The organism is Rhizobium sp. SYY.PMSO, assembly GCF_046840415.1.
Lineage (GTDB): Bacteria > Pseudomonadota > Alphaproteobacteria > Rhizobiales > Rhizobiaceae > Rhizobium.
Genome location: NZ_CP177349.1, coordinates 1,892,826 through 1,911,299, shown reverse-complemented (window position 1 = coordinate 1,911,299; position 18,474 = coordinate 1,892,826). Strand labels below are relative to the sequence as shown.

The window sequence follows — 18,474 nt, the reverse complement described above, 5'->3', positions numbered from 1 at the left end:
ACAAGTTATCCGTTTTCGGACAGCTACGAATTCGATAACTGCAAACGCCAAGTCGAAGACTACAGATCGAAGCTCAACAGCTATCTGTCGTGCCTGCGAAGTGAGTCCGCAGACGCGATCGCGGAGTACAACGACCTTGTCGCGGCGTTCAACAGGAAAGCGCAACAATGACGGCAAGAAAGGACTGCCTGTTTCTCACGGACGCGGAGATCGCGCCGCGGGTTGGGATGTCGGCCGCGGACTTCGAGGATTCCATTCCAACGCTTGAACGATCCAGCTTCCCCTTGAAAGATCCGCTGTTCAACAACCGCCGATATGGGCCGGCGATAGTGGCGTTCCTCGATCGGCGGGCGGGTTTGAACTCGTCCTTTGTCCGGAAGCCATTCCCAACGCTGCAAAAGAAAGGTCACGAGGTATGGTGAGAGGAGAGCGATGAAAGGGGAGAGCCATAATGGCAGATAGTTACGAGGAGCTGTCGAAGCTCTCTGCAGACGTCTTAAAGCAACGATACGACAGGATCGCAAAGTCAACGCAAGAGGGCCTCTCCTTCTATCGCGAAGAGATTGCACGACGAGAAGCGGATGCCCAAAACCAGATCATGCTCGCCTTCACCAAACAAGTTCGAGATATGACGAGGTGGATCACCGGAATGACGGCCCTGGTCCTTGTCCTGACTGTTCTGAACGTCTTTCTGGTATGGCCGAAATGACCGCTGTTCCCGTTTGGATTCAGATTTTGCAGGCGCTTTTGACCCCAGCGATCGCCGTTGCAGTGGGCATCATTGGTTTCCTTCAATGGCGCACAGCTCATCAAAAGGTTGTGCTGGAGCTTTTTGACAAACGGCTTGCCATTTTAACTACAGCCCGATCTGCGGCGATCACAGTGTTGAAGACCAAGAAGTTTGATGAAGCTCGACCACATGCCGTTGATGCGGCGATCCGGAGCAGGTTTCTTTTTGGAAAAGATGTTGTGGCTATGCTCTGGGAATTCCAAGGTGATGTTTATCGTGCGACGAGCGAAGGCGATATGTTCGAAGGGCTGAAACACCCCGGGCAATCTTCCGCCCAGAGAAGAACGCTAGCGATCGAAGCTTCGCAAAAGATCCTCTCAGAGCTGAATACTGCTGCCGAACCCTACATGAAGATGGATCAGAAGCGCGTTCGAACGCCGCGCGAGTGGTTCCAAGATCGCAATCGCCAGCGTTTGAGCTACGCCGACGAAGACAGAGGTGAGTAATGCAAGATCTCACGGAACTTGAACGCGCCACATATCGAGCCGATGCGGCGGAATACTTTCTCGCTCTTGCACTTCGGCATGTGATGGCGGAAGCCAAGCGCCTACCAGTTGACGACCCGCCCAGCGAACTTGAGCTGATCGTCAAGGCGTGCGGAGCCTTGAACGGCCTGTCAGAGGGTGAGGGCCGGGAATTTTACATTGCGAACCATCAGGACGATCCCGCCGGCTTCGACGAGGAAACAACCAGGCGCTTTCCGATCTACGAAGATATGGCGCACCGAATGATGAAGTTCCTCTCCGGCAGCACGAAGACACTTTGGCCGCAGCAGGTGCAGTGACCAGCTATTTCTTTTTCTTCTTCCACGGCTCTTCCTCATCAAGGCCAGGCGGGGCGCGCAGCATGCTGTCGTCTTTCCCCATACCGTAGCGCCGATCGAGGAAGACCCTGACGGCAGGCCAGTAGCGGCGCTTGCCGAATAGAGGATCTGGGACAGGAAAGCCCTGGCGTGTCAACTCGGGCACGATGGCCTTGAATTCTTCTGTGCTGATCCCGATGCGCTCGGCGCATTGGGCATCGGTAACGAATAAGGCGTCTGATTTTGACATGGAATATGCGCTCGATGATGATCCAAAGATAAACGTATAACATGCTGATTGGTCGAGAAGGTCGATACATTTCAAGGCCATACAGGCGCCCAAAAGTTGTAACTTGACACATGACGGACGTGTGGCAAGGTTGTACACGGGCTGGAGGAATAACAGGCCCGCGCAAGATAAATCGCCGAAAGTGCGATGCTAGTGTGAGGGGAATATGGAAGCTGTCAACATGTCGCAGCTCGGAGACGTTGTTCTCCGAGGGATGAATGACGAAATTGCAAAGCATTTCAACGCTGACGTAGTTTTTATCAAATCGGGTATGCATGCGCCGCTTGATGAGCAGTTCCGGATCGCGGTCGAAAACCTCAAAGCTGGGGTGAGCCCTGCGGATGAGAAAGCCACCTTGGTCGTGGTCTTGGAAACGGGCGGCGGCTTCATCGAGACCGTGAAGCGAATGGTCGATGTGATGCGGCGTCATTACCAAGAAGTCTTTTTCATCATCCCAAATTTCGCCTATTCAGCGGGGACGGTGCTCGCTTTGTCGGGCGATAAAATCTTCATGGATTATTATTCAATTCTTGGTCCAATCGATCCTCAGTATGCCGACGACAACGGCGAAAGCATGCTGCCGGGGGCTGGATACCTTGCAAAATTCGAAGAGCTGGTAGACCGTATCAACAGATCTAAGGCAAAGGGACCAAATGCAAATCGCGCGGAATTAGCCTATCTAATCAAGAGGTTCGATCCAGCGAAGCTTTTTCACATCGAGCAAGCGATTGAGCATGGTCAGGCGCTTATTGAAGAATGGCTCCCGAAATACAAATTTAAGAACTGGACAACGACTCAATCCGCGGGCAAACCGGTCACACTTGCATTGAAAAAGCAGCGCGCTAAGTCAATTGCAAAGACCTTGGGCGATGCCACTAAATGGCATAGCCATGGTCGAGGTATTTCGATGGACGAGCTCATGCACGATGACATCAAGCTGCTAATCGATGATTTTGGTGCCGATGAGGCCCTGAGCACGACCATTCGGAACTATCACGGTATGGCTATCGACTACGCGCGTCAGCTCCAGTTACGTGGTTTCTTGCACACGAAAAACGGCATGAGGAGGATATAATGACCAAGATCAGCAGTGTCGAAGAAGACATGAAGTTAATCGAGAGATGGCAGAAGAAGTTTGCGGATCTCCGTAAAGACGCAGATATCCTCGATTTGGAATATATCGATGAAATAGTTGACGTCCCAATCCGCGACGAAGCCGTGCGGCTACCTTACGAGGATTTGTCACCTCGACCGAGCTACGAAAATGCCGTCTCCTTGAGTTGATTGCGAAGCCGGAGAGAAATCTCCGGCTTTTCCATGCGAGACGATTAGAGTTTTCTTAGACGACCCTGGACTGCTTCAGCCGCTCAATAGCCGCGTCGAGGATATTCCGATCTTGCCCCAGGCGATTGACCAGATCGGCGTTGGCAATCGGCTCGCCTGTCAAGTTGAGCGGGCGCCCATCCTGAAACTGGTTCGTACGACGAGGAATGCGCTGGCCATAGATGACAACGGACCCGGTGACCGCCGTGTTCATGTTCACGATGGCATCATAGGATAGGCCATCGAGATAAGTCGCTGCTACGGTGAAATCCGTCCGAGTCACGCCGTTGACGACAACCTTCAGATCGGTGTTGTCAGCCAATGGGAAATTGATAGGAAACGCCGTTGTGGGCGTTGCCGGCGCATAGCTCGTCTTGCGAGAAGATGATGTGATCGGTGCCATGGCCGGGATAATCAGCGGGCCGTGAAGTTGCTGCAAGCACAGCTTTCTCAGTGCCTTCGGGCTTTCCTCCACCACGAATCATTGTTTTCGGAAGCGCTGACATGAGCAAGGTAATTTTTATTTATTTTCTTGTGAACGTAGTGAAAACCGCTTTGTCACCGCAGAGCTTTGATCTAACAGCGATTCTTTTTTGAAGGGCTGGTGACAGTCAAAAATGCGATTCGAAGTCAATTGCCAACCCTTAATTTTGTGTAAAATTCCTCGTTGATTTTGCTCAGTTTTCAGTTCTGATAGCAAAAGGCCGAGGCAACGACTGTGTCTCACGAACACTTCATCGTCGCACCTCGGCCTTGGTACGGGTATGCAGGATACCTGCAACCGCGCGGGGGAGTGGGCCACTGCAATGGTCCACTCTCAAGCGGATTAAATACCTTTCGCGATGCACATGCAATAATTGGGTTCAGCTCCGCAAGCTCACGCTCGTAAATTTCGGTGGCGGCGCGGGAGTTCGACCAACACCAGTGCGACACGCAATCCACCGATCCAAAGTGGCAAGATCTCGGGGCCGGCGCCACGGCCATAGGGACGGCCCCAGTTTTCAAGCTTGTTCGTATAGCCTTCTTGCATGCCAGTGATGGCATCCACTTCCATGACGCTTAGTTTCAGCCGCTCACGCTGCTTGCGGAGCGCCTGAACGAGATCGCCGTAATCGCTGATGGGACCCGACACGACTTCATAGCCAGCGGCCGACTGCGGCATATCGAGATCTATGCCTTGCTGCCGCAGCTCCCACCGGAAGATTTCGGCCTCGCTGTAATAGTGCCGGCGGTTGATGAAGATCGGCTTGGGGAAACCGACCTCCTCGTTTTCGTGCCAGCGCCGCAAGGTAAAACGTGTAACCCCGAAGCGTTCGCAGACTTGCTGCGTCGACAAACGGCGGTCGCGCGGCTTCTTGATGGACAGAGGGCTACTCGGCATCGCCGGCACCCTCGATGATGCCATCTTCTGGAATCGCATCGACGATGTGCTGCAGCTCCGGCAGCGTGCCGAGCCAGATGCCGCGAGAAGCGGTATTATCTTCCATCTCACGCCAGTTCTCTCGCGGCAGGTCGCCCCGGCGCTCGATAACGATGGCGGCGTCCAGATATTTATCCAAGCGGTCGAGATATGGACCGGAGGTGTGAAGCGAAGAACCGACCGTCTTCGGATAGGGGTAATTTCCCAGCCGCCGGATAGCCGCCGGTTGGGCTGCAATGAACGGAACGATTTCGCAAAGAAGAGCGTAGATCTGGTCGCCCTGCGCGATGAGCTGCCGCCTGAGATCGAGGGTTTTGTTAAAAGTGGCCTGCATGGCTGCAAGCGTGTCCAGCCGTTTCGTCTCGGCTTCCTTGATCTGCGATGCGAGTGTCTCGGCCCTTTCCCGCACGTCGATAAGCGCCTGCCGCTGACGCTCCTGATCCTCGCGTGCCTCCGCCCTGGCAATCGCCTTGTCGAGAGCGGCCATCCGTTCATTCAGCGTAACGAATTCGCTGCTGTGCGGGAAATCGCGACCTTCTTCAAGTGCATCGACCTGCTGTTGTCGAAGGGTATCAAGCTGCGCCTCGGCCTCCTGCTTCTGTTCGATCAACTGTGCGGATGAAACCGGCGCCTTCTTTGTGGACATGTCGCTTTCTCCTGTTCAAATTGACATGTGTCAGGACGTAGCAGGGCGAAAATCGGCTCGCAAAGCACAGGGTATGCAGGGTCGAAAACAATCTGAGATGTGCGGGATTTTTGACGAAATATCAGTCGCGCGGATACCGCCGACGTGTCTTTTTCTTCGGCGCCGGCTTCCGTGGCGGCGTTCGCCACCCTGTGAAGCCGCCAGGATCTGGCAGGCGATAAGCCGCACGTTCGAATGGCGGCTGCGTCAGCTCGTAGGTGGGCGCTGGACGATCATCGATCCACCGATCGCCATTCCAACGAATGCCGGCAAGGTGCGGGTAACGTTTCGGGGAAAGAACAACGTCATCGGCCATCGCAGCTCACCATCCACCGCCACCATTGATTGAACCATTATCTGCTGGCCTGACTGGCGGACTATCCTTCCTGAGATCGAGGATGAACGGGCCGGCGGATACGCGGCTCAAGCGGGAGTCGCCCTGTACCGGCGCGGACTGAGCATACAATGGGACGCTGCCGCGAATCCCGAATGCCACCAAATACTGACCGTCAGCGATCGACTTCAAGCGTCCCTCTCGCCAGATATTATTGGCGGTAATCGCTGTGCCATCGGCGGTCATGGCGTCCGCAACCTTGTCGGCTGGAAGGTTCTTCATCATGAAGTCAAACTGGTCTTGCGTCATGCCGCGTCGGGGCGCGATCACAGTATCACCATTCATCGTCAGCGTGCCGCCGGTCACATCGTTGATAGCCTGCGTCATGCGCGTGCTGTTCAATTCGCCGGAAGTGTCGCCCGCGAAGTTCGACAGGTCTGCATATCGAGCCTTGGCCGCTTCAAGCAGTTGCTGCCGGCCGCCCTCAAGCCCGGCACCGAAGGAAGTCGGCGGCAGGATCTGATCGATGCTCTCGTTATTGGCATCCGACTTTTTTGGCCCAAAGTTCGGATTCGCCTGCAGGAGCGCCCGGCCGCGAATGACGCTTTGCGCCACCTCTGGATTTTCGGCATAGAGCGCGCCGGCCGTCGCCAAAGCGTTCGTGTCCGCTTTCGTCGCCAGATCGGCCATTGTCGCCTTGTATGTGTCGGGCGACAACGAGCGCGATAGCGTCCCGAGCAATGCCGCCTGATCGGAAGGCTTCGCAGTCTGGATGAAGTTCGAAAGCATCGTGGTATCATCCGGCCGGAGTGCCGATATATTGCCGACCTCGCCGCGGGCGCGGAGAAGATCGACGGCTTTCTGACGGGCAGCCATTGCCGCACCAATTGCATCGGTTCCGGCGCTGAAATCGAGGGCCGGGACTGCGGGTGCCCAGCCGCGTTGTGCTGCCAAGCCGATCGGATCGTTCTTAAGTCCTTCGGCGATCTGCTGATTATACCGCGTGGCGGTATCGAGAATGTTCTGTTGTGCGATCGACGAACCGGCGACAGCATCCGCCTGGAGAGCCGATATCGCAGCCGCGCGCTGCTGTGGTGGAAGATCAGCAACAGCTCGACCGCCGATTTCTCCCTGCATGAAATCAGAAACTTCCTGTTTGAACACCGGATCGTTCACAATGGCGAGCTGACGTGTGAAGATCGAGAATTCCTGCGGGTCCGGAGAATAGCCTTGCTCAAGATGGTGCTTGATGTCCGGCCATGCCGCCTTCGTATCGGCCGTCACTCCATCTTGGTAATATTTCACGATAGCCGGATCGACGAGGAAGCTGCTGCCATACGCCGGATTGCTTGCTGCGGACACCGGGCCGCCGCCGCGCGTGGACGAGTCCTCGATATGCCAGTTTTCATTCGCCAGCGGGAACTTGAGGCCAAAGCGACTGGCGTTCTGATGCAGCCAGTTCACCACTTCGGGCGGCGCATTCTTCAGGCTCTGGCCATTATAGGATAGGTCAGCAGCAGTGCCCTTCTGATGGTTCGAAGCACCAGGCTTGGCGATGCTTGCCGACATGCCTGACTGTTTGAACTGTGCAGCCCACTTTTGACCTGCAGCGATTGGCCCTATGGAGTTCACGTCACGCTGCCATGCGACCGGATCAAGGCCATACCTCGCAGCATTTTCGGCAATGATTTCCGCCTGCCGCTCTGGCGTTCGAGCACCAGAAAATATGCCTAGCTTTTCACGCATTCCTGCGGGTGCAGCCTGCAAGAGGGCAGCAATTTTATTGCCAAACCCCTCCTGCATATTGTCGATCGATTCCTCGCTCTTGTTCGTGACGCTCAAGAGGAATGCGCGCGCGGCTGACGGGCCGGCCTGTCCCATGGTGCGTCCGGTCGACGCCCCAGCCTGCCCCAGCACCTTCTTGTAATAGTCGGCTGTTTCCTTCGGGATCACCGAATCGTCGCGACCATTGGAAAGCCAGGAATCGGCGCGGGCCGGGCCGCCATTATAGGCGATGAGCGCCGCCTGCTGATCGCCGCCATAGCGCTGCAGCATCTGCGTATAGTAAGCCTCGCCATACCGCTCGCTCACATCGTCCCGCTGCAAATATGCCTTCTTCTCAGCGTCCGAACCGCTGAAGGGAAAGTTCTTGTCGCCGAGCGATCGGGCGATCTCAGCACCAGTTTCCGGCATGACCTGCATCGAGCCAAGCGCGCCGGCTCTTGAGACCTGAGTTCCATCGCCGCCACTCTCGACATTGCGCATGGCGGAAAGGATATTTCGGTGGGTAGTCAGCGCTTCAGCCATCTGCAGACGTTGCGCTGGAGTGGAACTGCGCTCATCGCGTGCCCCGATGGCTCGACGACGGGCGTCTCGCAATTCCAGGGCGCCGTACGGGTCGCCGCCGCGGGAAAGGCTGTTCACGACATCATCGATAGCCGGATCGTCGATACCATTGCCGATGGCAAGCGAGTCCTTCATCGTCTTCGCCCGCTGTTGGAAGGGGATCAGATCCACCTTCTGCTGGGCGCGCATACCATTGATCGTCTCGTTCATGATGCCATTATATTGACGGCGTTCGGCCGGCGAGAGATTGAGGCTCGTATCCGTCAAGATGCTGTTGGCCTGCTGCTGCGCCGCCGCCGCGCCCTTGTTCTTGAAGGTTTGCATTACCGTCCCGGCCATGGCCTCTGCCATGTTTCGGGATTCGATATGACCCAACTCGATATCGGCCTGCTTTTGCGACATGGTGAAGTCGGGGTTCGCCACCATGTTCTGGTAGAGCGACCGGAGTTGTCCAATCTTCGCCTGGTAATCCGGCGTGTTCGTGCCGCCGCCACGAGCGAGAACAGCGGTATCGTTGCTCAGGCTCTCGACCCCCGCCTTTGCGTCATTCTCCGATACAGCGATATCCCGGCGCCGCTTGACCTCTGAGACGCCCAAGCTATAGCGAGCGCCCTCCTGTTGGAGCAAAGCTGCGATCGAGCCTTGCAGACGCTCCGGCACGTTTTTCAGGAGCATCTTACTGTAGGTCTGCCAGCCGGGGTTAAAGACCGCGGGATTGCCGTTAGCCGCGTCGGCTTGTTGCTGTCCCTGCAACCGGATGTCGCCCATCAGTTTCGCGGTATAGCCTACCTGAACAGCGTGATTGTAGGCGCGAACAGTATCTGTGGTGCCGTCGCGGAAGGTTGCCTGAAGGTTGCCGTCCTGATCATAGTAGACAGCGTTCTGCCCCTGTCTTTCTGCATCGTCCAACTCGGTGCGATGGACGCGTTGGCCAATGTCGCCGAGCAAGCTGCCAAGCTGCATGAACGGATTCGCGATCACATCGGGCGGTGCGCCGCGCAAGTCAGCCTGCAGGATCGTGTGATTATCGCTCACGGAAGGAAGGCGGGGCATAATCAATACTCCTCAGGAATTTCGCGCATCGGCTGCGGGGGATCATGAAGAACCTCTTCAACGGGAATGGTGCCATCAGCCTGGGCCAGCCGTCTCCGCTCTTCGAGCCATTCTTCGCGGTGGCTTAAATCGATCACATAGCCGGGCGTGACATGCCGGCCATCGACGTTCACCTGAATATTCGTCTGCGATGAAGCTGGCTCGTGCAGGACGCTCTTTGCGGCGTCGAGCCGCACCTTTGCACCTGCAGGCGTGTCCATCAGCTTCTTGTCGACCATGATGCCTTCGATTGTGTCAACGGATCGCGCCTTCAACATCTCCTGTCGCGTCCCAACCGAATCCCGATAATACGCCAGTACCGACGGCTTTTTGAACGCATCGCGAAGCGCCTTGTCAGACAGACCGGCCGCAGCCGCCGCCTCCTTCATCGTGCTGATGTCGGCGCCATCGACCCCATAGACGATCGCTTCAATTGCACGCCTCACTTTCGGGGTGACGCCAGATCCGCGACCGCTCGTCTTCTGCCGACCTGGCTTCGCCGCCTCGCGCCGCCGGGCTGCCAACAGGGCTTTCGGATCTGCATCGTGACGTGCCGCCATGGTCAGCTTACCCGCACCTTCGGCGTATAAGCATCGACGGTCGAAGCGTCTGCGTCCGCGCCATGAAACCCCCATTCGCTGGGATGGTCATCAACCGCGCGTTCCGCGTCGACAAGATCCATCCATACCGTCGAATTATCGGCGGTGCGCTGCATAACGACCTGATGCCGGCCGCCGAACTGGCGCGTGCCTGGGCCGGTGATTGGAAGTCGGGGATTGGGCATAAAATGTCTCCTGTGATGAAAAATTTCCGCCTGGTGTTTCAGAAGGGCGAGGCGTGTGTGAGGGAGGAACGGAAACTTGGCGCCCGGATTTTTCCCCCACCCCCTCCGATCTCGTTGCGATGGAAATGAAGGGGGCGGGGCAGGTGGTCGCTCAGTTGAACGGACCACGGTGTTCCGATGGCACTATCGGACGCGGTACGATGCTCGAGTCCTGCTGAGCGGCCTTCTGCTGCTCGTCGCTGAAGGGCGTGTAGCTCCACTCCTTCGGATGGTCTCGCACGGCCTGGCGGGCATCGATTGCGTACATCGTTGCGCTTTCGCCATTCACGCGGTGGATCGTCACTTTATCCGGCATTGCTCGTGCTCCTGTGTCGGTTTTCGAAGGTTCCGTTTCGATCAACATGCGAATAACGGAACTGAAACGGGGTCAATTGTTGCCCAGCCGTTGCCCGCATGGCGTTATAGCCGCATCGAAAACTGCCGGTCGGATCACAATATGCAGCAAAGTCAAGCTGATGGGAAAAGCACAGGTATGCGGTTGGTAACCGCTTGGTCATGAGACCGGCCCTCAAGGGCCAGGCAGAGGCGCCGCGGAAATGTTGGGCGCCTCTCGCGCGTGGTCACAACATGACCTTCTGCTCTCTTTCACGCATCAATCGATATGCGGCCAGAGAGATGACATTGGGCTGTGACTGGCTCTCTGGCGTCTGCTGGTGAGCGTCTTCCTCTCGCTTCAACCTGGCATAAACGGCTCGAACTATGTCGGGCGGGAAGCATTCTTCAAATCGGGTCATGGGTCTTCTCCAATGAAAGAACGCAAGGGGCAAAACACCTTCAGTTGGCGGCTTTTCCTTGGGTTCGGTTGCGGTTTGATCGACATTTTCGCCGATCGGCTAAATCTCTTCCCTCCGCAGGACGGATTTGTCCTTCGGTCTTGAACCATTCTCCAATTCGTAACCTGATGCCCATTCGTGGCTTCGGTCACAGAGTGGCGTTCGGCTCCCGGTTTCCCATTCTCCATTAGGAGCGCAGCCCAGTCCTACCGGGCTCGCTAAACACCCATCAGGACAACCGGGATATCGTCGACGCGCCTTCCGCGGTGCTGGTGCCGCGTGGCTCGTAAGCGCGCTGGTCACGCAGGACCTGGAAGGCGATCGTCAAAAGCTTGCGCGCGACGGCAACCCGCGCTTTGTTGGTACCTCTAATCTTCAGGTGTTCGTATTGGCCGCGCAGCTGTGGATCGGTAGCGATGGCAGGGGCGACCGCCTCGACGAAGGCCCAGCGCAGCCACTTGTTGCCCTGTTTGATGATCTTGCCGTGGAAAGTCTTACCGCCGGAGGAATAGGTCGACGGCACCAGACCAGCATAGGCAGCAAGTTTCTTCGGGTTGCGGAACCGCTTAATGTCGTCGATCTCGGCATCAATCAGTCGGGCGAAGAACTCGCCGATGCCGGGGATCGTCTTCAACAACTTCACATTGACATTGGCTTTGGTCATCGCCCGGATCGTTGCTTCCGACTGTTTGATCCGCCCATCGATGTCGTCGATGAAGGCGAGACCACGATCAATCTGGATGCGATCGATTTCTGAGACGTTCACCTGCGCCAGTTGGGCGCGGCCGGCCTTGCCGAACAGATCACCAAGCATCTTCAGCTGTGCCGTCTGTTCGGGATAGCGATCGAACACCGTGACGATGCGGTTCTTCACCATCGTGCGCAGCCGCACGTAAAACATCCGCTCGCGAAGGGCGACGCGAAGCTCGCGCGATTTCTCGCTCGGTGCCCAGGCTTCCGGCACGAGGTCGGCCCGCAGCAAATGCGCCAGCACCGTCGCGTCGATCTTGTCCGTCTTGATCTTGGCGTCGGCAATGGCCTTGACCTTCAGCGGGTGGGCGAGAACGACATCATCACAAATGTCGTCGAGCCAGTCGTATATCACCATCCAGTTACGCGTCGCCTCGACAACCGCATGCGAGTTCTCGCGGTAGCGTTCCAGAAAGCCACCCAGCGACTGACGATCGTTCTTCACCCGGCCAGAGCGCAGCGTCTTGCCGCCCGAATCCTGCACCACGAGGTGGCTGTAGGATTTGTGGTAGTCGACGCCGATATGGTATTCATAGGACGCAGTCATGCTTCCAACTCCCGTGTTGAGATCTCCAAAACCCCAACAGGATAAGCCGAAAGGCTGGAAGCGTGACTGTCCCTCGATCATCACCTGCATCTCAGTGATCCGTTCTCTCTCCGGGCGCGGCCTCTTTCATGCCACCTCCATCGCTAAGAGACCGGGTTTCAAAAAAGGGTGTTTCGCCGCCGAAGGCGAGCAAGCCGGCGCGGCGACTGAGCGCATGATAGTACGGGGGAATAGGTATCGTTGATCCCTCATTGAATCCCCCTTGATCCTACCTTGATACTACTTTGATACCGGAATCTCCGGCGGCGGTGCGGGCGAGTTCTTCGAACGCCATCGCGGTTTTCTTCCACTCGTCGGCATTCGACAGCCATTCAGCAGTGCGGGCGGTACGCGGCCGATATTTCATGCGCGCGATGCCGACGACTTGAGCTTTTGGGCGCAGTTTCGAGACAGGTACAAGCATGGTGGCCACATCATCGAAAAACGGCGCCATCCGCCTGCCGGCCTCAATGGCGGCGATCGTGATTTCCATCTCCCCGGGCTCTCCGGAGTCCAGGGGCAGGGGATGAATTATCTCGGCGGTTGGATCGTCGCTCTCGACGAGATGAGCAACGAATTCTACCAGTCCGGCGTTCACGAGGAGGCGCCAGGAATCCCAAAAGCCTTCGAACCAATATGGGACAGATTTGAAGGTTTGAGCAGATGCATCAGGATCAGGATGGAAGGTCAGGATCTTGTAGATGCCGTATTGGCCGATCTCCTTCCTTGTGAAGGGCTGCCGTATTCCAATTCCATTTCGCCATTCGATGCCACCCGAGCCGGCGAGATCATGGTGGAAATAAAGCTCGATGAACAACCACAGAGCATCCATATCCTGTGCCTGCCTTAGGAGTTTTACCGGCGGTGTCTCGTCCCCAGCGCCTTCCACGATCGAATTTGGCAACCAAATCCATTCAGGGTTGGCCAACTTGTCGAGGAGCTCCTCGCAAGCCGCCTTCGGCCGCTTCGTCGATGCAATCACTTTGGTGATGATCGACGGCACTTCGCCGGCCGGGCGAAGGAAATACTTGCGCAACTTTCCGCGCTTCTCCACGGTGAGAAGCTCCGCTTTTAGAAGCGAGGTGATTGCCGCTGCCGCCCGCCGGTGATGGATGCCGGTATACTTCTCGACGGCGGTTGCTGACCAGCTCGAGGTTCTTTGATCCGCGCCGGTGCCGGCGGCGATAACGAGATAGCAGACAGCTTCGTTCATTCCGAGGCTGCACGCGGCTTTCCAGGTCCGGCGGTCGATGGCGAAATAGCTTGATCGGCTCACACTTCCCTCCCGCATCGTCTGCAGAGCATTGGCTCAACCGGATCGACGGCTTGCCGGGCGCGGAACTGAAATCGGCAAGGCTTGCACTCGAAAACCCTCGTAATTTGGGTGACCGTCGCAAACATGTCCTTCGTCTGCCGGCGAAGCTCTTCTTTCGATAGGCGTTTCCGAGGCGGACTGCCCAGGATCGGCAGACCGCCGTCCGCGGGTTCAGAGCCACGTCGCGCCATATTCCGGTCACGCTGGAGCTTGGAAAAATCGCGCCGGCTCATGCTGGCCTCCTGCAATTTGGGCATGGAGGCGCGTTGATTGGTTTGTCCACAAGGAAGAGCGGGCAATCAGGATTGCACCGGAAAGTGTGTCGGACGTTTTGAATGGCTGCTGCGAGCTCGCCAAATGCCCGCTTCTCGCGGCGGCGGTCACGCTCCTTGGCCAGATCGTGCACGGTTGCCGCGGGGAAACTGTCCTCGCTCATCCGTGCGCCCTCCGGTAAATCCGGAACCTGTTTGCCGTGGCGATCGCCTCACAGGCCTCAACCGCGGAAAGGCCGAACCGCTGCCGCAGCTCAGGCACAGCACGAGCCGGCGCCTCGCGCTGATCGGCAAGCCACTGAGCGGCGAGGGTGACGGATTCGTTGTGCTCGTGATCGGCGCCGGTCATGCGGCAACTCCGTCACGTTCAGCGATGAGCTGCTGGATCCAGGCATCGACCTCGGATTCTACCCAAGCATTGCGCCTGAGACCGATCTTCACCGGCTTAGGGAATTTGCCAAGGGAAATGAGTTCCCTGAGCTGGGAGCTGGAAAAGTCGATGCCTTTCGACTCAAGATCTTGCGGCGACAGTAGACGCATAGTTTTGCCTCATCTTGTTTCGCAACGCCCGTTGAAGTTCAGCAGAATACAATCGTCCAAATCACGAACTATCGTCGTGAAGGTTCAGACCATTGCATCGCGCGGAAACCTACTTTTCTTTTTCGGGGACGTACGGCGTTGCTTGGTTATGCTGAGGAAAACTTCGCTAGGCATCTCCGTTGCTAAAGATTCAAAATAAACGCTTATCGAGCGTTAAGCTCCATAAGCCCTGTGATTCGTGATTCATCAAGCGCTTTTTCGCTCGAGGGTGAGGATATTTTCAGGAGGTTCGGGAGCGACGATCCGGCGGAGAGCGGCCGCCCATCTTTCCAGCGCCTCGCGCATCTCCGACTCGTATTCATGATGGTTGTAGACCCGCTCGATTCCGGTTTTGCCATGGCCGATCACCATTTCCGCTATCTCGGAATTTATGCGCAAGCCCGACAGCCGAGTTCGGACGGTGCGGCGGATGTCGTGAAAAACCCAATCGGGGAGGACGGCATTAGGATTCGCTTCCCGAAGCTTCTTCAACATGGACTCGTCGAGCGCACTCTTGGCGCGGCTGAAGCCATTGATCGGTTTTTTTCCATTGGTTGTGCTGAAAAGGCAATCTCCCGAATTCTCTCCCACAAATTTGGGAATGTCCCTGATCAGTGACATGGCGTCGTTGGAGAGGGGAACGATGTGCCCTTGCCCGGATTTGAAGCGTTCCGGCGGCACGGTCCAGAGCTGGCGGTTGTCGGAAATCTCTGGTCGGCGGGCGCCAGCAACTTCGTTCTTTCGCTGGCCCGTCAGCAGCAGCAGTTTATAGAATGGCCCGAGCGGGTAGGGTGTCTCCTCTGCCGCAGCCCAATAGGCGCGGATCTGGTCATCGGTGAGTGTCCGAGTGCTGGCGGTCTTACTGAGTTTGAAAAACTTCGGCTGCAGGTGTGCGATGGGATTGACCGTCAGACCGTAACCTTGCCGACGCTCCGGCCACATCGCCCAGGAGAAGATCGCCTTGATGTGTCCGAGCACATTGTAAGCCTGACCCGGTGCAGCCTTGTCGCGGTTCTTTCCGTCACGAATGGCTGCGACCAATTCCCCTATATCGGCGTCGATCACCTCGGCAATGGGCTTCGATGCCCATGGGTTTTTCCAGACGTCTCCATCCTTGTTCTTGCGCTCAAGCAGTTCCCGGCGGATTTCGCGCTCGTCCTGCTCGACGTGCCGATTGCGTTTGCGGGTTGGGATATCTTTAAGATAGTCCTCGACCACTGCGGCAAAGGTGTTCTGCCGACGGCGCTTCCGTTCGGTGGCAATCTCTTCTTCGCGGTCTTTGGGATCGATTCCCATAGCCAGCATGGCCGACCATTCGGTCGCCAGTTCACGGGCGCGAGCGAGAGACATGACAGCGCCGACGCGCGGAAGCTCCTTGCCCTCGTGTTTGAGCCTGCTCTCAATTTCATGAGCATTTTCGTCGTAGGTACCAAGTGTGCGACGAGCCGTCGAATTATTGCCCGGGAACCGGCCGACGTAGACGAATGTAACGTCGCCCTTGTCATTGATACGCAGCGACAGACCTTTCGTAGCCGGGTCGGAAATATCCATTCTTTGACCTGGCGAGGCCTTGGGAACTGATCGTAACCATGTATCTGTGAGCATCTTCGGCTTCTTTGCCATATTCGTCCTCTGGGCAACAGCTGGGCAACATTTTTCGCGGCTATTACCATTCCATATCGGTCGTTATCAATCAAGCGATATGAATATATTGCTGAAAAATATGGGATATTTCTCCATCGCCGATCATTACCGTTCGCAATCAATCGATGGGAGAAACGGCTCATAACCGCTTGGTTGTGGGTTCGAGTCCCTCCGGGCCCACCATTTCCGTCCATACACGTCTCATACCGTCCCACGGTGTCTCACACACCCCAACGTTTCTGGGCTTTTTGGATTTGCTGGGACGCCCTTGGACGGTCCAACGCTTCGATTTGTTGGTACGGTTGTTGGCACCAGATTCGACCGTTCGCCGTCGTACCAACAAACTGGCGATTCCCTGAATTGAATCAAGTGCTTGATCTGATTCGTCTTTTCCTCTGCGTTCGAGTCCTGGCTCTGCGCCGGGTTCGAGTCCTATGACCGGAACCACATCGACTGACGACCTAGAATCCAACCATCAGTTGGATGAACGATAGTCCACGAATAGTTGAATATGCCTCTCACGGTGAGGTAGAATCAGATCACACCAACAGATGCGGGCAGCGCCCGCCCAGGAAAGGGAAGTGAAACTAGAAGACCTGTCTCCGATGATTACCCATCTGGAAATGGTGGGAAGCAGAGTGACATGCAGCCCGGCGCCTACCGACACTGTTCTTATCCTCGCGCCACGAGGCAATCTCGCTGCCCTCTTTGCCACCTGCGAATGCGCGGATTTCGAAGTTGATGGGAGTCGGGTAACTAACGCGGAGAGTAGCCTTGAGGCGTCTGACACATTCAAGTCTTTCAAAAAAGGCGACTTGAACTTTATCGTAACTGCAGATGCTGCCTTCTTCAAAAAATTCATGGCCGCGACAAGCGTAGCTCGAAGATTGAACTTGCTAGACAAGGCTGACCGAGTCGCACTCTTTCAGGCCGTTCTGTATGGGAACTCTTGCGACATACAAACAGCGCCGTCTTTGGTTGAAGATACCTTTTTCGATGATCTAATTTGACTCCTATTGGACAGCGCCACAACATCGGCGCTGTTTAACGGTTTGTTGTTCCATGTTATTCCTCGACTCAGTTCTTTGGGTGGGGTCAATGGCAACAGTTGTAAGCATTACGAGTGAAGATGATGCATGGCGCGTGCTGAGCGATATCCTAAATGACAAAATTGACGCCGATGAAGTGGAGTTGGATTTCGGCGACGCCAAGTGGGCGAAAGTCCACCTAAACTACAAAGGTGAGATTTTCCATCAGACCGTCACCGCCTCAATGATGCGCGGAATGGTCGAATATCAAGCCGCCTTCTATCGAACCGCCGCACTGCTCATCAAAGACGATGCTCGCACCAATAGGCTTACCGATCAGGAGAAAGATGACCTCGAACTTGTCTTCAAGGTTGAAGAAGGAAGTTCCGAACTCAACGCCGAAGCAGCGGAACAACTGAAGGGCGTTCTAGGGAAGTGTGTTGACAAAATGAGCGGCAAACAAGTTTTGACGGCGGTCATCGTCGTGGCGCTGCTATTTTTCGGCAGTCCGCAAGTCGCGAACTACCTGAACAACGACGTAGAGAAAACACGTATCGAGACTGCGTTCAAAGAGGAAACCGCCCGCATCGAGGCGGAAACAAAGCGTCAGGAAATCGCAAGCACTGAGCGCCGCGATACGCTTCAGGTAATTAAGGACTTGGTGCAGGATAACAAGCGCAAGACCGACCTGCTTGAGCAGGCCTATAAAGAATCTGAGGCCGCGAAACGCGTTGGGGAACTGAACCGAGAAGCCGTGGACGAGATCCTGCGGAACAGTTCCAAGGCTGACGAGGTGACAATCCAGGGCGTGACTCTTCAGCAGAATCTCATCCGCGAGATCACGCGGTCACAACGCTCAAGCTCGAAGGATGTGATCATCAAGGATCAGTTCCTGGTAGTAGGAGTGGTATCCGAAGACGATTACAGCTTCGTCGTCCGCTTAGAACGCGTGACCACTGGGGAGGTTATTGTCGCTACTTTGGACGACCCCCTTCTAAGTGCTAAGCACCATAAGGCCATCCAGCAGGCAGAGTGGAAACGTGCCGCCGTAATGGTCCATATTTCCGCCCGCCTAGTTGGCGACAGCTACAAGGACGCCAAAATCCTCCGTGCGTTCACACCGCGGAAGCGATCCTGATCGGGAGGGGCTATCATCGTAATGTTCACCAATCCGCGCCCGGGAAACGCGGTGGCGCTTAACAACGCCTTGCGGATGCTTGAGGACAAATAGTCCACAGAAATCCCATTGCGTCCCAAAAAAAGTGTTGGTATCACTGTTGGTACGACGCACTTGGGAAAGCGAGAAAGACGAGCGATAACAATGCGATAAGGCGGAATTTCCTGTTCCTCCGGGCCCACCATTTCTTTCTCGATCAGCATCTTCCCGATGCCACGACCCTCGCCGATCGGGCTTAAGCTTATAGTCGGCGATCTCTTCATTTTCCAAGGCAGCGGTAGGCAGGGCATCAATGATCGCTGCCTCCATGCCCGAACTGTGGTTAGCGTTTTCGAAGGCGGCTGTTGTGAGCTTGCTGATAGTGCCGGTATCGCCGCCTATATGATGGATGAATGCGGCCTTCCTTGTCGGTGATTTCGGGGCGT

General features: G+C 56.2%; 22 protein-coding genes. 8 read left to right on the top strand and 14 right to left on the bottom strand.

Going from position 1 to position 18,474, the window contains the following annotated elements:
- The first annotated feature begins 167 nt into the window (after nt 1–167).
- The 4 genes from ACJJVH_RS09280 to ACJJVH_RS09265 are packed head-to-tail and all read left to right on the top strand — an operon-like array spanning nt 168 to nt 1,574.
- Complete coding sequence (locus ACJJVH_RS09280) at nt 168–422, top strand: winged helix-turn-helix domain-containing protein (RefSeq protein ID WP_412063768.1); 255 nt, start codon at nt 168–170, stop codon at nt 420–422.
- Nucleotides 423–451: 29 nt separating this feature from the next.
- Entirely contained in the window at nt 452–709 is a 258-nt protein-coding gene (locus tag ACJJVH_RS09275; RefSeq protein ID WP_412063767.1) for a hypothetical protein, read from the top strand.
- On the top strand, nt 706–1,236 hold the full coding sequence (locus ACJJVH_RS09270) for a hypothetical protein (RefSeq protein ID WP_412063766.1): 531 nt from the start codon (nt 706–708) through the stop codon (nt 1,234–1,236). The genes ACJJVH_RS09275 and ACJJVH_RS09270 overlap by 4 nt, the downstream gene beginning before the upstream one ends.
- Nucleotides 1,236–1,574: a hypothetical protein gene (locus ACJJVH_RS09265; protein WP_412063765.1), complete on the top strand. Its 339-nt coding sequence runs from the start codon at nt 1,236–1,238 to the stop codon at nt 1,572–1,574. The genes ACJJVH_RS09270 and ACJJVH_RS09265 overlap by 1 nt, the downstream gene beginning before the upstream one ends.
- Before the next feature lie 4 nt (nt 1,575–1,578).
- Here ACJJVH_RS09265 and ACJJVH_RS09260 read toward each other — a convergent pair whose 3' ends face one another.
- Complete coding sequence (locus ACJJVH_RS09260; RefSeq protein WP_412063764.1) at nt 1,579–1,842, bottom strand: winged helix-turn-helix domain-containing protein; 264 nt, start codon at nt 1,840–1,842, stop codon at nt 1,579–1,581.
- A 205-nt stretch (nt 1,843–2,047) separates the two neighbouring features.
- Between ACJJVH_RS09260 and ACJJVH_RS09255 the strand changes: the two genes are divergently transcribed.
- Both ACJJVH_RS09255 and ACJJVH_RS09250 read left to right on the top strand, forming a co-directional pair.
- Nucleotides 2,048–2,956, top strand: coding sequence for an SDH family Clp fold serine proteinase (locus ACJJVH_RS09255; protein ID WP_412063763.1), 909 nt, complete (start codon nt 2,048–2,050; stop codon nt 2,954–2,956).
- Nucleotides 2,956–3,165 carry a hypothetical protein gene (locus ACJJVH_RS09250; protein WP_412063762.1) on the top strand — a complete coding sequence of 70 codons (210 nt, stop codon included), beginning with the start codon at nt 2,956–2,958 and terminating at the stop codon, nt 3,163–3,165. The genes ACJJVH_RS09255 and ACJJVH_RS09250 overlap by 1 nt, the downstream gene beginning before the upstream one ends.
- Nucleotides 3,166–3,220: 55 nt before the next feature.
- On the opposite strand, the gene ACJJVH_RS09245 is transcribed toward ACJJVH_RS09250, so the two are convergent.
- The 13 genes from ACJJVH_RS09245 to ACJJVH_RS09185 all read right to left on the bottom strand — a co-directional run bounded on the left by ACJJVH_RS09245 (nt 3,221) and on the right by ACJJVH_RS09185 (nt 15,751).
- A complete protein-coding gene (locus ACJJVH_RS09245; protein ID WP_412063761.1) occupies nt 3,221–3,682 on the bottom strand; it encodes a hypothetical protein in 462 nt (153 codons plus the stop codon).
- A gap of 399 nt (nt 3,683–4,081) precedes the next feature.
- Nucleotides 4,082–4,609 (bottom strand): helix-turn-helix transcriptional regulator, encoded by a 528-nt coding sequence (locus ACJJVH_RS09240; protein WP_412063760.1) that lies wholly within the window; start codon nt 4,607–4,609, stop codon nt 4,082–4,084.
- The gene (locus ACJJVH_RS09235; RefSeq protein ID WP_412063759.1) at nt 4,575–5,270 is read right to left on the bottom strand and encodes a hypothetical protein; all 696 of its coding nucleotides are present in this window, start codon (nt 5,268–5,270) and stop codon (nt 4,575–4,577) included. Before ACJJVH_RS09235 ends, ACJJVH_RS09240 begins: the two co-directional genes overlap by 35 nt.
- A gap of 361 nt (nt 5,271–5,631) precedes the next feature.
- Entirely contained in the window at nt 5,632–9,042 is a 3,411-nt protein-coding gene (locus ACJJVH_RS09230; RefSeq protein ID WP_412063758.1) for a transglycosylase SLT domain-containing protein, read from the bottom strand.
- Nucleotides 9,043–9,044: 2 nt separating this feature from the next.
- Nucleotides 9,045–9,641 carry a hypothetical protein gene (locus ACJJVH_RS09225; protein ID WP_412063757.1) on the bottom strand — a complete coding sequence of 199 codons (597 nt, stop codon included), beginning with the start codon at nt 9,639–9,641 and terminating at the stop codon, nt 9,045–9,047.
- Nucleotides 9,642–9,643: 2 nt separating this feature from the next.
- On the bottom strand, nt 9,644–9,865 hold the full coding sequence (locus ACJJVH_RS09220) for a hypothetical protein (RefSeq protein WP_412063756.1): 222 nt from the start codon (nt 9,863–9,865) through the stop codon (nt 9,644–9,646).
- Nucleotides 9,866–10,016: 151 nt separating this feature from the next.
- Nucleotides 10,017–10,220: a hypothetical protein gene (locus tag ACJJVH_RS09215; RefSeq protein WP_412063755.1), complete on the bottom strand. Its 204-nt coding sequence runs from the start codon at nt 10,218–10,220 to the stop codon at nt 10,017–10,019.
- Between the two features lie 265 nt (nt 10,221–10,485).
- Nucleotides 10,486–10,659, bottom strand: a complete 174-nt coding sequence (locus ACJJVH_RS09210) for a hypothetical protein (protein ID WP_412063754.1) — start codon at nt 10,657–10,659, stop codon at nt 10,486–10,488.
- Nucleotides 10,660–10,927: 268 nt separating this feature from the next.
- Entirely contained in the window at nt 10,928–11,995 is a 1,068-nt protein-coding gene (locus tag ACJJVH_RS09205; protein WP_113393995.1) for an IS110 family transposase, read from the bottom strand.
- A gap of 268 nt (nt 11,996–12,263) precedes the next feature.
- Nucleotides 12,264–13,310: a hypothetical protein gene (locus ACJJVH_RS09200; RefSeq protein ID WP_412063753.1), complete on the bottom strand. Its 1,047-nt coding sequence runs from the start codon at nt 13,308–13,310 to the stop codon at nt 12,264–12,266.
- A 471-nt stretch (nt 13,311–13,781) separates the two neighbouring features.
- The gene (locus tag ACJJVH_RS09195) at nt 13,782–13,970 is read right to left on the bottom strand and encodes a hypothetical protein (RefSeq protein WP_412063752.1); all 189 of its coding nucleotides are present in this window, start codon (nt 13,968–13,970) and stop codon (nt 13,782–13,784) included.
- Nucleotides 13,967–14,161, bottom strand: a complete 195-nt coding sequence (locus ACJJVH_RS09190) for a helix-turn-helix transcriptional regulator (RefSeq protein ID WP_412063751.1) — start codon at nt 14,159–14,161, stop codon at nt 13,967–13,969. Before ACJJVH_RS09190 ends, ACJJVH_RS09195 begins: the two co-directional genes overlap by 4 nt.
- Before the next feature lie 246 nt (nt 14,162–14,407).
- Nucleotides 14,408–15,751 carry a tyrosine-type recombinase/integrase gene (locus ACJJVH_RS09185; RefSeq protein ID WP_412063750.1) on the bottom strand — a complete coding sequence of 448 codons (1,344 nt, stop codon included), beginning with the start codon at nt 15,749–15,751 and terminating at the stop codon, nt 14,408–14,410.
- Between the two features lie 674 nt (nt 15,752–16,425).
- Between ACJJVH_RS09185 and ACJJVH_RS09180 the strand changes: the two genes are divergently transcribed.
- Entirely contained in the window at nt 16,426–16,854 is a 429-nt protein-coding gene (locus ACJJVH_RS09180) for a hypothetical protein (RefSeq protein ID WP_412063749.1), read from the top strand.
- An 88-nt stretch (nt 16,855–16,942) separates the two neighbouring features.
- A complete protein-coding gene (locus tag ACJJVH_RS09175) occupies nt 16,943–18,010 on the top strand; it encodes a hypothetical protein (RefSeq protein ID WP_412063748.1) in 1,068 nt (355 codons plus the stop codon).
- The last annotated feature ends 464 nt before the right edge of the window (nt 18,011–18,474 follow it).

What these genes read in the sequence shown, in the direction of transcription:
- ACJJVH_RS09175 (WP_412063748.1), top strand. Translation starts at nt 16,943, where the DNA reads ATGGCAACAGTTGTAAGCATTACGAGTGAAGATGATGCATGGCGCGTG.
- ACJJVH_RS09190 (WP_412063751.1), bottom strand. Translation starts at nt 14,161, where the DNA reads ATGCGTCTACTGTCGCCGCAAGATCTTGAGTCGAAAGGCATCGACTTT.
- ACJJVH_RS09240 (WP_412063760.1), bottom strand. Translation starts at nt 4,609, where the DNA reads ATGGCATCATCGAGGGTGCCGGCGATGCCGAGTAGCCCTCTGTCCATC.
- ACJJVH_RS09225 (WP_412063757.1), bottom strand. Translation starts at nt 9,641, where the DNA reads ATGGCGGCACGTCACGATGCAGATCCGAAAGCCCTGTTGGCAGCCCGG.
- ACJJVH_RS09185 (WP_412063750.1), bottom strand. Translation starts at nt 15,751, where the DNA reads ATGGATATTTCCGACCCGGCTACGAAAGGTCTGTCGCTGCGTATCAAT.
- ACJJVH_RS09220 (WP_412063756.1), bottom strand. Translation starts at nt 9,865, where the DNA reads ATGCCCAATCCCCGACTTCCAATCACCGGCCCAGGCACGCGCCAGTTC.
- ACJJVH_RS09280 (WP_412063768.1), top strand. Translation starts at nt 168, where the DNA reads ATGACGGCAAGAAAGGACTGCCTGTTTCTCACGGACGCGGAGATCGCG.
- ACJJVH_RS09195 (WP_412063752.1), bottom strand. Translation starts at nt 13,970, where the DNA reads ATGACCGGCGCCGATCACGAGCACAACGAATCCGTCACCCTCGCCGCT.
- ACJJVH_RS09235 (WP_412063759.1), bottom strand. Translation starts at nt 5,270, where the DNA reads ATGTCCACAAAGAAGGCGCCGGTTTCATCCGCACAGTTGATCGAACAG.
- ACJJVH_RS09265 (WP_412063765.1), top strand. Translation starts at nt 1,236, where the DNA reads ATGCAAGATCTCACGGAACTTGAACGCGCCACATATCGAGCCGATGCG.
- ACJJVH_RS09255 (WP_412063763.1), top strand. Translation starts at nt 2,048, where the DNA reads ATGGAAGCTGTCAACATGTCGCAGCTCGGAGACGTTGTTCTCCGAGGG.
- ACJJVH_RS09215 (WP_412063755.1), bottom strand. Translation starts at nt 10,220, where the DNA reads ATGCCGGATAAAGTGACGATCCACCGCGTGAATGGCGAAAGCGCAACG.
- ACJJVH_RS09260 (WP_412063764.1), bottom strand. Translation starts at nt 1,842, where the DNA reads ATGTCAAAATCAGACGCCTTATTCGTTACCGATGCCCAATGCGCCGAG.
- ACJJVH_RS09270 (WP_412063766.1), top strand. Translation starts at nt 706, where the DNA reads ATGACCGCTGTTCCCGTTTGGATTCAGATTTTGCAGGCGCTTTTGACC.
- ACJJVH_RS09210 (WP_412063754.1), bottom strand. Translation starts at nt 10,659, where the DNA reads ATGACCCGATTTGAAGAATGCTTCCCGCCCGACATAGTTCGAGCCGTT.
- ACJJVH_RS09230 (WP_412063758.1), bottom strand. Translation starts at nt 9,042, where the DNA reads ATGCCCCGCCTTCCTTCCGTGAGCGATAATCACACGATCCTGCAGGCT.
- ACJJVH_RS09250 (WP_412063762.1), top strand. Translation starts at nt 2,956, where the DNA reads ATGACCAAGATCAGCAGTGTCGAAGAAGACATGAAGTTAATCGAGAGA.
- ACJJVH_RS09275 (WP_412063767.1), top strand. Translation starts at nt 452, where the DNA reads ATGGCAGATAGTTACGAGGAGCTGTCGAAGCTCTCTGCAGACGTCTTA.
- ACJJVH_RS09205 (WP_113393995.1), bottom strand. Translation starts at nt 11,995, where the DNA reads ATGACTGCGTCCTATGAATACCATATCGGCGTCGACTACCACAAATCC.